The sequence below is a fragment of the Planococcus rifietoensis genome, assembly GCF_001465795.2.
Classification (GTDB): Bacteria; Bacillota; Bacilli; order Bacillales_A; family Planococcaceae; genus Planococcus; species Planococcus rifietoensis.
In genome coordinates, this window is sequence record NZ_CP013659.2 from 2,146,944 (window position 1) to 2,161,504 (window position 14,561).

The following is a 14,561-nucleotide window of genomic DNA, read 5'->3' on the forward strand; positions in this document are numbered from 1 at the left end:
TAAATTTTGATAGTCTGACTATCAATTTATTTCAAGTATACTCCCGCAACGCCATTACTTCAATTAAAGCGCTATACTAAAAGCAAGGAGTGAAAACGACATGCCATCAAAACGACAAGAAAACAAACAACTGCAAACCGATAAAATCGTTGAAGCTGCAAAAGAACTCTTCACAGAACGCGGGCTGAACGACGTGCAAATGAAAGACATCGCCGAACGCGCCGGTGCCGGTGTAGCCACCGTCTTCCGCTACTTTCCGAAAAAGGACGAATTGATCGTCGAAGTCGCCATCCGTTCACTGGATGCCATAGAAGCTGAATTCCAGCGCATCATTTCCATGAAATCAAGCGCCTTCGAACGGCTGGAACAATTGCTCGATACTTTGCTCGATGCACAAAAAGCTGAACAATATAAATCCGCACGTTTCCGGGAAGCATTCGAAAGTTATGCCTCGTTCCGCACCGAACCGCTTCCTGAGATTGACCGCTACTTGGCAAGGCAGCGCCAGATCATGGATTTGCTCGAACCGCTCATTCAAGATGGCCAACGAGACGGCTCCATCAATAGCTCAATTCCCGCTAAACCGCTTATCGTCACCATCATCAACAGCTATTCAAGCTTCACGAACAACGTCGCCTTAAAATCGTCCATCTCTTACCTGGACGAAGACATCCAACCCGAAACCCAGCAGCAAGTGTTAAAGAAAGTCCTGCTCGACTATTGCAGGGCTTAATAAGAAAGCTAAATTGATATCTCTCTCCTTTTCAGCTCATCAGTTGGGCCCATCTCCCGTTTCCAAAACCAATCATTACTAGATGCCGTAACAGGGAAGCGATTTCCCCACTAGCCGGCAACTCCATATAGAAGCAGATCACATTAAACTTGAAATGATCATTGCAATCTCTCAGCTGCCCAGCGCCAAGGGTGAGCCGACGCAGTAAGACAGACGTTCTTCCTGGCTTACTGCCAAAGGCCAACCCAAAGCAGGGCAGCGACTAGTTAATTGAAACACAAACTGAAGAACGGAACAGTTGAACAAGCAAACACTCGCTATCCGCTCAACACCTGCCCAGGGAAGCGATTCCCACACTAGCCGGCAACTAAATATAGAAGCAGACTCACTTAAACTTAAAATAATCAATGCAATCATTAAGCCGCCCGGCGCCAAGGGTGAAGCGAAGCCGTAAGACAGGCGTCCTTCCTGGCTTACGGCGGGAGCTCAACCCAAAGCAAGGCGGCGAATAGCCAAATGAAGCCCGAGCAGAAGCAACGGAACTATTACACAATATAATCCCGCTATCTTCATTCAAAACAAAAAAGACGCAGCTCATCGCTGCGCCTTTTTATATTCAATATAAGATCGGTGCATGGAACATCCCGTCCGGCTGTTCAAGATACTTGTTCCACACCCTCGCCGCTTTGTCGGCAGGGAGCGGCCGGCTGAAATAATAGCCTTGACCGATGACTTCATATTGCCGCATCAAGGTCACTTGCTCGAGTGTCTCGAGCCCTTCGACGACTACGTCCGCCCCCAGGTTTTTCCCAAGTTCGATAATGGTCGCCAAGATCGCCATGCTGCGGTCGCTGCCGAGCACTTCGTCAACCAATGACTTATCGATCTTCAAAGTGTCGATCTGAATGTTCTTGACCGCATTGAGCGATGAATATCCCGTACCGAAATCATCAATCGCCAGCTTGACGCCGAGCGCTTGCAGCTCCTCGACCAATGCGGCGGCGGTGTCGAGGTCGATCATGACGCTTTCGGTGATTTCAATTTCCACGCATTCGGCAGGCACGTTGGTTGCGATTAAAATGCGTGCCACTTTCTCGGCAAACTCCGGATCGAGAAATTGCTTGGCCGAGACATTGACCGACACATGGACATCTGGCCGGCCTTCACGGCGCCATGCACTCAATTGCTGGCAGGCTTCACGCAGTACCCATTCACCGATTGAATGGATCGCGCCGCATTCTTCAGCGACCGGGATGAATTCAGATGGCGGAACCGCGCCCAGTGCTGAATTCCAGCGCAGCAAGGCCTCAAAGCCGATGACTTGTCCGTTCATCAATTCGACTTGTGGCTGATAATGAACCGAAAACTCCCCGTTCACCAAAGCCTGCTGCAGCGCCGACGTTATTTCCTGCTTGCGGATCGAGCTGTCCAAAAGATCCGGGGAAAAGAATTCATAGCTCTCTTTGCCGGCGCTTTTCGCCATGAACAGCGCCAGGTCCGCTTGCTTGATCAAACTCTCCTCGTTCAGCTCCTTAATTTTTTGGCAGCTGATGCCGAGGCTGATGCCAGAAGCCACCGACCGTTCCCCGATCTGTATCGGCTCTTCCATGATTAGCAAAATGTTTTGGCAAAGCCGCTCAAGATACGGCTTTTTTGCATTCGGCACTGCAAAGACAAATTCGTCCCCGCCAAGCCTGGCAAGCGAAATGGTTGCGGGCAGCACCGATTTCAAGCGCTCAACGACTTTTTTCAGGAACTGGTCACCCCCGTCATGGCCGATCAATTCATTGATTGACTTAAAATCATCAAAATCGAGAAGCACCACGCCGATCGACTCCACTTTGCCGTCTGATGAATCCATCAACTCCCGGAAATGTGCAAAAAACCAATGGCGGTTCGGAACACCTGTCAACTGATCGGTATACGCGAGCGTGCGGAATCGGCTTTCGCTCGCTTTCACTTGCTGCAGCAGCCCGTTCTCAGTTTCCAGCGCATGCAAATCGACGAGTGCCAGATTCGCTGCAGACAATAGCAGCAAGGCAACAATCGAAGCGACAAAAACAGCCATCGTGATAGCCCCCATGCCATTAGCTGTCGCTTCCGGAAGAGCCATATTGGAATAGAAGGTTTTTGTTGAAGTGTAATAAAGCAAAGTGAGCACGAATCCTAAAATGGTGGCGTTCTTAAACCGCTGTTTCTCAGTCACTTGCGTCGCATTGGTCTTCATTACGAAGCGGAAGCTGAAGTAGCTTATTCCCAGTACCGTGATTGCCGATAATACATAATAGCCTGGCGAAATCGCTGAAAACCGGACGTTCAATACGCCTGATAACCCAAGAAAATGGACTGCTTTCATAAAAAATGCCGTGACAAGAACCCGTTTTGCCATATCACTGCGGTTGTTGATGTTTTTTGGCAGGATTTTCAAGACATAGACTGCCAATGCACATGCTGTAAACAGCGCAAGCGCAAGCAGCCAATAGCGCGGCGTGAATTGATATTCCGCCATAAAGGTCAAAATGCCAATCACTTGAATGCCAAAAAACCCACTGCCCAAAGCCAGCACCGCCAGCAGATTGGAGCGGGAATTAATGGCCTTTTTCCGCTTGCTTACGTATTCAATCAGGATCAACACGGTGTAGCTCGTCGCTATGGAAACGATGATGGATAAAAAGATTAAACTGATATGCGGGAACATAGCCATGGCAAACCTCCTGACTTGGCGAACCGAAAAAATATTATTTAGCTAACTATTTTCTAGTTACAAAAAGAAAAAGATCGATTAAAGGACTTTTTGCTTACCAATTAAAATCATTAGTGATTCTTAACGCTCTTATTTCTGGAATATAGTAAACATTATACCTTTGATTACCTCCTTTTCACATAGACCTTAATGCCTGCTGCCACCTCATAAAATTATCAATTATTCACTTATCAATGCCAATTATCCTACCCCGTGGGTTTATTGAGTGTTTTTTTTGAAATAAAAAAAACGCCGCTATCGCAGCGCCGCCTCCCTTTGCCCTTTATTCTTTCGGCTTTCCATGGCTCCCTTTCTTTTTCAATGTCACTGTCATTCCGGCTTCCGCCTTGCCGGCGACAATGAATTGCAACAGGCCGCCTGTCTCGACTGCCCCGACCACGTTCAATTCAATCGTCTCTACTTCATAGCCTTCGAAGCCGCGCACCATCTCTTCCAATTTGTCGCGGGAAATCGGTGCGTGCTCACGGCTTTCGCCTTCTGAAGCCATCTTGAATTCCTTTCCGCTGATGTTGCTTTGGATCTGAACATCTGTTCCCTGCTTTTCCTTGATGATTGGCAGCCAGATGAAAGGCTCCTTGGATTTCGCCATACCCATCCTCCCCTTTCGCATTGTCTCCTATATTCCATATTTTCTGCCAATTTCCTGCCGCGGGGTGACCAATGGACATTTTTCCCTTAGAATGGAGATAGACACATCAAAACGCATCAAGGAGGAAATGGGATGGCAACTTTAAGCGACATCGCTCTAGCCGATGATTTAGGGCAATTTGAAATAAAGGAAATCTACGGGGCGACGCATCAGCTGCTGCAGGAAATGCAACAAGCGAAAGCCGAAGCTTTCCCTGGCCGCATCAACGCCATGATCAATCATTTGAAGGAGCGCCTTCAAGGCAAAGCGGCTTATCCGCTCGCTGTGCTGCTGGAGACGAGTTATCTATCGATCCAGCACCAGCTGAAAAAAGACTGGAACTCTGATTTGAAACAGCGGCAATTGTATTTATACGATAATACAATCGAATCGTACCGTGGGCGCATTCCATCGAATGTCTGGAACCAGGTGTGCTTAAACTATGCGGAAACGCTCGTCCATACCGGACGCTCGATTGATGCACAGGCGGTCCTGAAAGAAATGGTCAAAGACGAAAATGACCCATCTTACCAGCGATTGAACGGCGAATTCGGCTGGACATTGATTTTCTACTCGACATTCCTGCCGGTCAAAGCCGAACGCCTTGGCGCACTTGAAAAAGCGCTTGATTTATTCAAGACAGCCAAAACCGACATCAAAGACGAAAAAGGCCAAGCCCTTTACGACGAACGCATCAAGCTTGCGGGGAACATGATCGATCAACTCGGTGATGTGGATCCAGTGAAACTCGCCCAGCAGCCGGAACCTACTGCGGACGAACAGCGCTATCTCAATTGGTGCGCTGAGCAGCAATTGTTCCTCAATAGCGGCAACGACATCGAGCCGGACACAATGGCGAAGCGCGATCTTCCGCTGCGCATCCAGAACAACGCGTTCCTTGGCAATTTCCTGGACTCGCTGACGCATGAATTCACGGCAATGCGCCGTTCGCTCTACCTCGCAATGAACAGCGAAGAAGTCGCAGACGACCACAAGATGGACGGCGACAATACGCGCTATACGAAACGCCAGGAAGACTTGAAGCAAATTTATCGCCAAGCTTATTCCCTCTTCGACAAAATGGCGCTTCTATTGAATCAGACGATGCAACTCGGCGTCGAAGAGCCGCGCGTCAACTTCCAGCGCATCTGGTTCGAAGACGAAGACTTGAAAAAGCCGCTCAAGCCATTTGTCCAAAACACGAAAAACGATGCCTTGAAAGCCTTGTACTGGCAGTCGAAAGAAGTGTACGGTTATGAGAAATCGGACGAACAAAGCCTGTTCGTGAAAAAAGCCTTGCATATCCGCAACCGCATCGACAACAGCTATTTGCAAGTGGTCGAAAAAGCGGAGCCTTTCGAAAAAGACAATGCTCGTGCCCAAAGCCACCATATTACAGAAGCAGAACTAGAGCGCATGACGCTCGCCATGTGCCAAAAAGCGCGCAACGGCATGATGTACTTGCAGTTCGCCTTGGCGATCGGCAAGAAATAACTAGAGAAAAAAGCCGTGCAGTTTTTGCTGCACGGCTTTTCAGAGTGTTGAAGAAGTCTATTAATCCATTACGAATGAGAATGGGATCGTTTTTTCTACATTCAAAAATGCAATGATATTTCTAAGTATTTGGAGAAGCGTTCGCTCGACTCCTGTGGATCAGCGAGACGACCGAGACCCCGCAAGGAGCACAGCGACTGAGGAGGCTTGGGCGCGAGCCCACGGAAAGCGAGCGATAAGCTTCGGAAGATACGATTTCTAACCTTTCTTATTGCCCGTATTGTTGGATAGCGATGGTGACTTTATAGCTTGCGAACTCGCTGATGTCATTCAGGAACTCATCCAGTTTCTGATGCGTCGGGAAATGGCATTCGATTAAATAGCAGCCTTCGCCGCTCGTCTTGAAATAACGGCTGACGGTTTCTGTCCGGCTGTCCAAGTCGTCGAGAAACTTCTGGTGGCGGGGTTCGTGCATGATGGCCGTGACAAAAGCGTGCACAGGATAGCCAAGTTTTTCTTTTGGCACACGGATCGTATAGCCATCGATAATTCCTGCTTCCTCCAATTTCAAGACGCGCGCAGCGGTCGCCTGACCGGTCAAATGTACTTTTTCGCCAAGCTCCTTCATCGTCATGCGGCCATTCTGGGAAAGTTCACGCAAGATAAGTTGATCTGTCGAATCCATTGCCAGGTCAATTCCTTTCATTAATCAAGTGAAAACGCCAAAAGACCTTCACGAGGCCATCGTCTCTATAGTGAATTTCAGTATATACTAGGGTCACACCTCATGAAAGGAGTTCGAATCATGAAAATCGAACAAATCCGCAACGCTACTTTACGCATCCAATACGCAGGCAAGCATTTCCTCGTCGACCCGTTTCTCGGCGACAAAGGAAGCTACCCGCCATTCCCGAATTCCGCACGCCAAGATCAAAACAATCCTTTGTCGGAATTACCGGTTTCAAAAGAACAGCTCGTCGAAGGCATCGATGCGCTAATCATCACCCATCTTCATATGGACCATTACGATGAAGCGGCCAAAGAATTCTTGCCAAAACACTTGCCGCTCTTTAGCCAAAACGAGGAAGACGCACAAGTACTCCGCAACGACGGCTTCACGAATGTCAATGTCCTCGGTGAAGATACGAGCTACGAAGGCATTTCCCTAATCAAGACGCAAGGCGAACACGGGCGCGGCGAAATCCTGAAAATGGCAGGACTAGTGTGCGGCGTTGTCTTTAAACACGAAGACGAAAAAACGCTTTATGTCGCAGGCGACACCGTTTGGTATGCGGGCGTCCAACAAGAAATTGACGCTCACCAGCCGGAAGTCATTGTCCTGAACGCAGGCGACAACCAGTTCCTAGAAGGCGGCTCGCTTGTCATGGGCAAGGAAGACGTCCTACAAACGCACCAAGCAGCACCGCAAGCGACATTGATCGCGAGCCATATGGAAGCCGTCAACCACTGGACCTTATCGCGCGAAGAGCTAAAAGCTTTTGCAGCCGAGCAAGGATTCTCTGATAAATTGCATGTTCCACAAGACGGCGAAGCATTCGAATTTTAATCGTCAAAAAGCCAGGAATCTGAATTCCTGGCTTTTTTCTATGCAAGAATTAGACAATCGACGCCGCACGTTTTTCCTTGCCGCAGCGCTTGCAGCGATACCAACGCATAGCGGGAACTTCTTCAACCCGCTCCTGGCGCTCAAAATCATGAAACCCGATCCGGCACAGCCAATGCTTCTCGCCGTTCCCCGCAAACTGCGCAATGGCCAACATCACCAACCCGCCGACAATGAAATAAACCGCAAATCCCTCCAAAGGCGCCAGCAGCTCAGCATCCGCAAACAACAAGATGATTCCCATCAAAATAATAAAACCTGCTAAAGTCTTCATAAGTTCCCCATTTCCTCATTGTTTTTTAGTATAATGTCCACTGCTTTATATGTATTTGCAGAGAGGAATTTCTAATTGCATATTTGGCAACAGAGATGGAGCGGATGGCGGTGACGCCTGGGGGACTGAGTGGGACTGGCGAGACAAATGTGACGCGCTTTTTGCGGCACATTGGCTCGACGCCCCCCCCCCCCCGGCAAGCATCCGCCAGGAGCGTAATCTCCGTATAAAAAATCCCTATTTACATTTACAACGTGCTGTGCGTTCTAAAATTGAATCTTCAATACTGATATGTATTTCACTTCCCTTTATTCCAATACAAAAACCCCTTCTCAAAAAAGAGAAAGGGCTGTGTTTTACAATGTATTGCCTTCTGCTGGAATCGGATTCTCTTTCAGCATATTCGCTAAGTGGTAAGTATTATACGCTAAACGCTGAATCGCCGATTTGGAGAAGTCGTTGCCATGCCCTGCTTCCAAATACGACGGCCCTGGACCGGCTTCCCCGACCCAATACGCATCCACATTCGGCGGGATGACAAAGCCGATATGCGACAAGCCGTATAACAGAGATGCCGCCGCATGCTTCGCGCCATCTTCATTGCCGGTGATAGCTGCTGCACCGACTTTATTATAGAAAATCGCCTGGCCTTTATCGTTGGTCACGCTGCTCGACCCATATAAGCGTTCGATGGCTTGTGTCGCAAGCGAACTCTTTTCGCCAAGCCATAGCGGTGTCCCGACAATCAAGATATCGGCAGCTTTGACTTTCTCCAATATCTCCGGCCATTCGTCGCCGTCTTCCATATCTTCCTCCACGCCGTAAGCGATGTAATAATCCGCCAACCGGATGATTTCCGATTCGACACCGAGTTTTTTGTAATGGGTTTGAACGTCTTTCATGAACCCTTCAGTATTGGATTCTTCTTCTGAACTCTTCAATGAACAATTAAGGAATATTGCTTTCAAAGCCATGCAGGCACGCCCTTTCGTTTTCCGTCTCCCTCTAGCTTTCCCTGAAACGGCACGAAAAAAACATTAGTTTAAATCTTCGAATTCACGTGCAATGCGTTCCATCGCTTCTTTGATCAGCGGGCGCGGCGACGGGATGCAGATGCGCTGGAATCCTGCACCTTCAGGACCGAACATCGTGCCGTCTTCCAAAATGACGTTCGCTTTGTTATAGATGCGGTCATGGATTTCCTTATCGTCAATTCCGTAGCCGCGGAAATCGAGCCACATGACGTAAGTGCCTTCCGGAATGCGTACTTTCACTTTCGGCATATGTTCTGCCAGGAATTCCTGCATCCATTCGAGCGTGCCGTCAAGGTATTCATTCACTTGGCTGAGCCAGTCGTCGCCTTCTGTATAGGCAGCGATCAGTGCCGCGACCGTGAACGGCGTCGGCAACTGCATGCCGAGTTCCACAGTGAATTTCTCGCGCAAGTCTTCGTTTTCAATGATGACGTTTGTGCAATGCAGCCCTGCCACATTGAAGGTTTTATTGATGGCCGTGCACGTGATGATGTGGTCGGTCTCATCCGCCGCCAAAACCATCGGCGTGAAGGTTTGGTCATTGCGCACCAAGTCGCCGTGGATTTCATCGGCGATGATCGTCACATTGTGGCGCTTGCAGATATCCGCCAATTTCTTTGACTCTTCCGGCGTGAATACGCGCCCTGTCGGATTGTGGGGATGGCAATGGATGAACAATTTCGTATCTTCATCTTTTGCAAGTTCCTCGAATTCTTCGAAGTTGATCGAGTAACGGCCATCTTCATCCATGACGAGTGCGTTGTTTTTCACGACGCGCCCGTTGCCTTCTACAGCGGATGTAAACGGCGGATACACCGGACGCTGGATGATGACGCCATCGCCTGGTTCAGTCAAGGCTTTGACAGCGATATTCAAAGCGTGCACCGTTCCCGGGCTGAAGACGATCTGTTCTTTGTCGATTGCCCAGTCGTAGCGCTTATGAAAATATTTTTGGATCGCCTCGAAATACGCATCCGGTAAAATTGTGTAACCGAAAATACGGTGGTCAACCGTTTTATGGAGCGCATCGACGATCGGCTGCGCGACCGGAAGATCCATATCCGCCGTGAACAACGGAATCGTGTCTTCATCGTAGCGATCGGTGATGCCGAATTGCTTGATCAGTTCCGCACCGTCCCATTTCAGTGAATAGGTATTGCGGCGTTCAATTGTTTCGTCAAAATTATAGTTCATGCAAAAACTCCCTTTCTCGAATGGATTCAACACATCTAGTGTACCGCTCCTATCCAGTGAGTTGGTGAATTTTGCTTATGGTCAGCGCTCGAACTTCTTGAGCAAGTCGCCGCGCAGAACGTCATCCGAGATTTGCAGTTCTTTCGAGCCTTCCTTGAACGGCTCTTCGCAGGCTTCAACGCCCATCGCTTCGCCGGTCATGCGCCAGAAGCAGCTGCCGTTGTCGTAAATCCCATCAGATGATGCGATAAAGCTTAATTCGCTCGTAATAAAGGAGCCATCGCGGAATGTCGCCCGCCCGCCTTCTGCATCCCACATATTGCGGCCGATGAAATGGTGCTGAGCCGGGTCGCCGCCGAGCACGTCCACCAAGGTAGGTGCGAGGTCAAGCTGGCTCGCCACTTGGCTGAAGGTTTTCGGCTCCGCTCCTGGTATGTGGAGAATAAGCGGCACGTTTTTGTTTGTTTCAAAATAATTCAGTGGATCTTCCGCTTCGGTGAACTCCACGAATGCTTTCGTATTCGCCGTCATTCCCGTGCTATGATCGCCGTAAATGACCAGCATCGTGTCATCAAGCATGCCTTTTTGTTCGAGACCATCGACGAATTTGCCGATTGCCTGGTCGACATAATGGATCGACTGTAAATAATTCTTGAAATGGCGATCTTGATAGCCGTCATAGCCTTCCGTATTGAGCAGCTGCAACTCCTCCGGCATCTCAAACGGATGATGGCTCGTCAGTGTCACGATATGGGAGTAGAACGGTTCTGTGAATGTTGCCATTTCTTCAAGCGATTGATCGAGCATCGCTTCGTCGTTGATCGCCCAGCCGATCACTTCCGCTTCCTCGAAATCATCATCGGAATAAAACGTGTCGATGCCAAGCTGCGGATAGATGATGTAGCGGTTCCAGAAACTCGCTTTATATGGATGGAACACATTGGTCCCATAGCCTTGCTCTTTTAAAATGGAAGGCAGCGCATCATACGTGTTTTCTGCATACAGCATGTACGCAGAACCTTCTGCTGTTGGGTACAAAGACGTGTTTAACAGGAATTCGGCATCCGAAGTCCGCCCAAGCGCCGTCTGTTCATAAAAGTTCGGGAAATAGAGATTTTCTTGTGCCAAGCGGTTCAAGTTCGGCGTAATCTCTTCCCCGTTCACTTCACGGTTCAGGACAAAATTCTGCAGCGCTTCCACTTGGAGCACGATGACATTCTTTCCTTCTGCCATGCCCGAATAAGGGCCTGGCATGCGCTCGGCATTGCGCCCGTCGAACCAATCCTGCGACTCTGAAATCTCGTCTTCACTATACACTTTCCGGTTGATGAAATTATCATCGATATAGCGTGTGATATTGGCGCTATGGAATCCGAGCAAGCCGGTGAAATTATAAACCCGCATATTCGAAATCAATTTATTGAACTGCCATGCGCCGCCGTCTTCCATCGATTTATTGAACGGCACCGTCGTCAATTGCCACCCAAGCACGAGCACCAACAGCGCCGTCCCGACTTTTGCAAAGCCTGATGGTTTCGTGACAGCCGTTTTTTTCCGGCTGATGACTACCCATAGAATCGCCATCAATAACACGTCTGCCATCAATAACGCATCACTTAAGCGGAACAAGGCGAAAATGCTTTCGCCGACATCGCCCACTTGGCGCATCTGCATTAACACCGTCACGGAAATGATGTCTTCGAAATAACGGAAATACAAAGTATCCGCCAAAATGATAAAACTCAACACCAGGTTGGTGATGGCCATCCAAAACAGCCGTTTGCGGCCGTACAAAAGCAATAGCCAAAACGTCCCGAGCAGGATCGTCCCAATGCTGATCAACAGCACCCCTTCAAAAATCCGGTCACTATCCCCGCCAAACAGCCAAGCCACGAATTCCCCGGCATAAGCGAACGGTCCGAGTGTCGTAAACAGCGTGCCGCTGACGTTCGAAAAATAATACACTTTTCCAAGCAATAATAAGACAAATAATGCATAATCCCATTGACTGAGCAAGAATTTCCCAGCCGTCTTTATTTTTTCCAATAAAAAAACGCCCTTTTCTCTTTTTCTCATAATATTACCATACTCGAGTTTTATTTTTTCCATTATTTGAATATTTCTTTGTTTTTCATCACACAAGTTCTTTTATACCGAATGCACGCATATCCTCCTTTTGAAACGGGTAAAGGTTTTTATAGCTCATTCTAATTAAAAAGGAGGGATTCCGTGAAACATCTTATTGCACTCGCTATCAAATTTGTCATTATCACGCTTGTCTTGCTCGTTATCCTTACGTGGGCATTTGATGTCAGCTTTATGAATACCTTGATGATCAGCCTTGCCTTGACGGCTTTGTCCTACGCGATTGGCGACATTCTCATTTTCCTGAACGCTGGAAAACCAGGCAACCAGTCGACACGTAATACGATCGCTACATTCACCGATTTTATCATGGCATTGGCCGTTATCTTGTTGATCGGCTGGCTATTGACCGGCGAATTCGCCGCCATGGTCGCGCCCGCACTCACTAGCGCACTCGTATTGTCGGCAGGCGAATGGTTCTTCCACCAATACGTCGACCGCAGCGTGGTTCCTTGGTATAACGAATACAAATCAGCCAAAAGCTAAACACGTAAAAATGCTATCCCACAGTATAGGGATAGCATTTTTATATTTGACTGCACATTCTTCATCTTCATTCAATGAATGCTATGCGTTCACTTGGTATTCGGTTTTTTTCTCGATTTCGGCTTTGGTCGAAGCGACCGTTACTTGGTTGCGCCCGGACTTTTTCGAGTGGTAAAGCGCTCGGTCAGCCTGTTCGATCAATTCATCCAGTGGTTGTTCCGTTTCTGATAGCGCCGCGCCGATGGACACGGTCAACCGCCCTCCCGGCTGTTGATCGGCGCCGTAGAACGCATAGCTTTCGATGCGTTCACGCAAAGCATCCGCTAGTTCAAACGCCTGCTGTTCAGTCGACACGCCCATAAAGCACAAGATGAATTCTTCCCCGCCGTAACGGGCGATGACATCTCCCGGCCGTGCCGATTCTTCCATTAATCGGCCGATCGACCGCAGCACGCCGTCTCCCGCCGGATGGCCATGCGTATCGTTGTAATTCTTGAAATGATCGACATCCATCATGACGACCGCCATGGGCATGCCGCGATATTTCAATTCGCGCACCTGTTCATGGAAAAACCGGAGATTCGGCAAACCCGTCAAGGCGTCGTGCGTTGAATCATGTTCAAGCGCTTTCCAGCGAATGATATTCCGGTGTGTATCATTAAGGATCCAGCCCATCGCCAATACGCCGATCGTCCCCATCAAAGCCATGATAAGTGCCATGCTGGCAGTCGCAGGCGTCGATAAAGCCATCCACACCGATTTGATCACTTCAAATACGACAAAACCGATCATCATCCGCTTAATGCTGATTAGTGCATAAGGCGGCCGGTAATTTTTCCAGTCATGGAACAAGCTGCCGATCAGTACAGGCAGCATAATCCCTTGTAAAATGCCTTGCAAAACAGTCGGGCCTTCCATCATCACTCTGTAAATCGCTGGAATAATCAAGGCGACAATTCCAGGGAACCAGCCTCCTACAAAAGCGATAAAATAAAGAGGCGCCTCTCGTAGGTCCACTCGCATGCCTTCATGAAGAAGTGGATTGTACATAATGACAAACGCCAACACACCCACGAGCAACCCATTCACTAATGGTGCTGTTCGTGATTTTGCAATGGACGGCAAAATATATTCCCGCGCTTTCAAGCCCAGGTACATCATCGCTATGATCAATGCCATATTTTCAAGGAAATAAAAAAAGTACGCCTCCATCATTACACCTCACTCTAGTCAGTCTCCTAAGTTTAGCAGGAAATGTCATTCGGTATATAGATTTTGGAAATAATATATAGGAAAACTGGAATTTTCAACAGCTTAATTGCATAAAAAAAATACCGCAATCGCTCTTTGTAAGCGTTGCGGCATCTTCCTTACATATCCAATAATAATTTCGCCAGACGGTGCGTTTGTTCGTCGAGCTCGTCATGCTTTTTCACAAGATCGCCGAGTTTACCTTTCATCGCGTCGACGTCTTTATCGTCTTCGAATTGCTCGGTGATATCCACTTGTTCCTGCAATACGTGGATCGTCTGTTTTAAGTTTTCACGATATTCCGTGCTCACCGCAAACTTTTCTTCTTTATCTTTCAATTTATCTTTCATCTGTATCCACCTCCTGCTTGTTCTATTCCCGTTGTCCGCCATCAAAAACACCGGTTTCACGCAAAACAAAAAAAGGCCGTTTACCAACTGGTTTCGGCCTTTTTCTCGTGTTGCCATTTATTTTTTGCGAATAGCCAGTAGCACAACAAGCCTGTCGCTGCTCCGGCACTGTCGATCAAGACATCGCGGATTTCGCCGCTGCGTCCGGGAATGAATAATTGGTGGAATTCATCGGACGCTGCGTACAGCGCGCTCAAGGCAAATGCCCACAATAGCGCCCGCCCAAAGGCCATGCCATTTTTCAACAACGCCCTCACAAACAATAGCCCGAGTACGAGATACGCGAAGAAATGGGCGCTTTTGCGGAACAGCGTATGAAGCGTTTCGAATTCCACGGGAACGAACCTAACGATGGCTTCAAACACTTGCCGGACGATTTCCGAACTGATGCCGCCGGATACCCCCGCTGGCTGATGCGATAAAGTAAATATAAGAACCATCCATAAGACCGGCCAAAGCCAGGCCAGCAATTGCTTTTTCATCCTGCCAAATCCTTTTCTTTCTTGTCGTTCTTCCATTATAAC

General features: G+C 48.5%; 14 protein-coding genes. 4 read left to right on the top strand and 10 right to left on the bottom strand.

The genetic code is table 11. From position 1 onward, the window contains the following. Positions 1-100 precede the first annotated feature (100 nt). Complete coding sequence (locus AUC31_RS10690) at positions 101-733, top strand: TetR/AcrR family transcriptional regulator (protein WP_058383213.1); 633 nt, start codon at positions 101-103, stop codon at positions 731-733. A 616-nt stretch (positions 734-1,349) separates the two neighbouring features. Here AUC31_RS10690 and AUC31_RS10695 read toward each other — a convergent pair. Then, the gene (locus tag AUC31_RS10695) at positions 1,350-3,437 is read right to left on the bottom strand and encodes a bifunctional diguanylate cyclase/phosphodiesterase (protein ID WP_058383212.1); all 2,088 of its coding nucleotides are present in this window, start codon (positions 3,435-3,437) and stop codon (positions 1,350-1,352) included. A gap of 322 nt (positions 3,438-3,759) precedes the next feature. After that, the gene (locus tag AUC31_RS10700; RefSeq protein WP_058383211.1) at positions 3,760-4,086 is read right to left on the bottom strand and encodes a hypothetical protein; all 327 of its coding nucleotides are present in this window, start codon (positions 4,084-4,086) and stop codon (positions 3,760-3,762) included. Between the two features lie 132 nt (positions 4,087-4,218). Here AUC31_RS10700 and AUC31_RS10705 point away from each other — a divergent pair, with 132 nt between their 5' ends. Then, positions 4,219-5,619, top strand: a complete 1,401-nt coding sequence (locus AUC31_RS10705; protein WP_058383210.1) for an LA2681 family HEPN domain-containing protein — start codon at positions 4,219-4,221, stop codon at positions 5,617-5,619. A gap of 268 nt (positions 5,620-5,887) precedes the next feature. On the opposite strand, the gene AUC31_RS10710 is transcribed toward AUC31_RS10705, so the two are convergent. Further along, a complete protein-coding gene (locus AUC31_RS10710; protein ID WP_058383209.1) occupies positions 5,888-6,304 on the bottom strand; it encodes an Lrp/AsnC family transcriptional regulator in 417 nt (138 codons plus the stop codon). A gap of 120 nt (positions 6,305-6,424) precedes the next feature. On the opposite strand from AUC31_RS10710, the gene AUC31_RS10715 reads away from it, so the two are divergent. Continuing rightward, positions 6,425-7,186 carry an MBL fold metallo-hydrolase gene (locus tag AUC31_RS10715; protein WP_058383208.1) on the top strand — a complete coding sequence of 254 codons (762 nt, stop codon included), beginning with the start codon at positions 6,425-6,427 and terminating at the stop codon, positions 7,184-7,186. Between the two features lie 49 nt (positions 7,187-7,235). Here the strand turns inward: AUC31_RS10715 and AUC31_RS10720 are convergent, their stop codons facing one another. The 4 genes from AUC31_RS10720 to AUC31_RS10735 form a co-directional block, all read right to left on the bottom strand. Further along, positions 7,236-7,517 carry a hypothetical protein gene (locus tag AUC31_RS10720; RefSeq protein ID WP_058383207.1) on the bottom strand — a complete coding sequence of 94 codons (282 nt, stop codon included), beginning with the start codon at positions 7,515-7,517 and terminating at the stop codon, positions 7,236-7,238. Between the two features lie 356 nt (positions 7,518-7,873). Continuing rightward, on the bottom strand, positions 7,874-8,491 hold the full coding sequence (locus tag AUC31_RS10725; RefSeq protein ID WP_058383206.1) for a flavodoxin family protein: 618 nt from the start codon (positions 8,489-8,491) through the stop codon (positions 7,874-7,876). Positions 8,492-8,554: 63 nt separating this feature from the next. Continuing rightward, on the bottom strand, positions 8,555-9,745 hold the full coding sequence (locus tag AUC31_RS10730) for a MalY/PatB family protein (RefSeq protein ID WP_058383205.1): 1,191 nt from the start codon (positions 9,743-9,745) through the stop codon (positions 8,555-8,557). 81 nt (positions 9,746-9,826) lie between these two features. Next, positions 9,827-11,791: an LTA synthase family protein gene (locus AUC31_RS10735; protein ID WP_167549938.1), complete on the bottom strand. Its 1,965-nt coding sequence runs from the start codon at positions 11,789-11,791 to the stop codon at positions 9,827-9,829. A gap of 183 nt (positions 11,792-11,974) precedes the next feature. On the opposite strand from AUC31_RS10735, the gene AUC31_RS10740 reads away from it, so the two are divergent. After that, positions 11,975-12,376 carry a DUF2512 family protein gene (locus AUC31_RS10740; protein WP_058383203.1) on the top strand — a complete coding sequence of 134 codons (402 nt, stop codon included), beginning with the start codon at positions 11,975-11,977 and terminating at the stop codon, positions 12,374-12,376. A gap of 81 nt (positions 12,377-12,457) precedes the next feature. Here the strand turns inward: AUC31_RS10740 and AUC31_RS10745 are convergent, their stop codons facing one another. The 3 genes from AUC31_RS10745 to AUC31_RS10755 form a co-directional block, all read right to left on the bottom strand. Further along, positions 12,458-13,591: a GGDEF domain-containing protein gene (locus AUC31_RS10745; protein ID WP_237150593.1), complete on the bottom strand. Its 1,134-nt coding sequence runs from the start codon at positions 13,589-13,591 to the stop codon at positions 12,458-12,460. 155 nt (positions 13,592-13,746) lie between these two features. Continuing rightward, on the bottom strand, positions 13,747-13,977 hold the full coding sequence (locus tag AUC31_RS10750) for a hypothetical protein (RefSeq protein ID WP_058383201.1): 231 nt from the start codon (positions 13,975-13,977) through the stop codon (positions 13,747-13,749). 80 nt (positions 13,978-14,057) lie between these two features. After that, the gene (locus tag AUC31_RS10755) at positions 14,058-14,555 is read right to left on the bottom strand and encodes a VanZ family protein (RefSeq protein WP_058383200.1); all 498 of its coding nucleotides are present in this window, start codon (positions 14,553-14,555) and stop codon (positions 14,058-14,060) included. Positions 14,556-14,561: the final 6 nt, after the last annotated feature.

Bases quoted from the DNA above. Each gene is read 5' to 3' on its own strand.
- AUC31_RS10750 (WP_058383201.1), bottom strand. From the start codon at position 13,977: ATGAAAGATAAATTGAAAGATAAAGAAGAAAAGTTTGCGGTGAGCACG.
- AUC31_RS10730 (WP_058383205.1), bottom strand. From the start codon at position 9,745: ATGAACTATAATTTTGACGAAACAATTGAACGCCGCAATACCTATTCA.
- AUC31_RS10690 (WP_058383213.1), top strand. From the start codon at position 101: ATGCCATCAAAACGACAAGAAAACAAACAACTGCAAACCGATAAAATC.
- AUC31_RS10700 (WP_058383211.1), bottom strand. From the start codon at position 4,086: ATGGCGAAATCCAAGGAGCCTTTCATCTGGCTGCCAATCATCAAGGAA.
- AUC31_RS10725 (WP_058383206.1), bottom strand. From the start codon at position 8,491: ATGGCTTTGAAAGCAATATTCCTTAATTGTTCATTGAAGAGTTCAGAA.
- AUC31_RS10755 (WP_058383200.1), bottom strand. From the start codon at position 14,555: ATGGAAGAACGACAAGAAAGAAAAGGATTTGGCAGGATGAAAAAGCAA.
- AUC31_RS10715 (WP_058383208.1), top strand. From the start codon at position 6,425: ATGAAAATCGAACAAATCCGCAACGCTACTTTACGCATCCAATACGCA.
- AUC31_RS10705 (WP_058383210.1), top strand. From the start codon at position 4,219: ATGGCAACTTTAAGCGACATCGCTCTAGCCGATGATTTAGGGCAATTT.
- AUC31_RS10695 (WP_058383212.1), bottom strand. From the start codon at position 3,437: ATGGCTATGTTCCCGCATATCAGTTTAATCTTTTTATCCATCATCGTT.
- AUC31_RS10710 (WP_058383209.1), bottom strand. From the start codon at position 6,304: ATGGATTCGACAGATCAACTTATCTTGCGTGAACTTTCCCAGAATGGC.
- AUC31_RS10745 (WP_237150593.1), bottom strand. From the start codon at position 13,591: ATGATGGAGGCGTACTTTTTTTATTTCCTTGAAAATATGGCATTGATC.
- AUC31_RS10720 (WP_058383207.1), bottom strand. From the start codon at position 7,517: ATGAAGACTTTAGCAGGTTTTATTATTTTGATGGGAATCATCTTGTTG.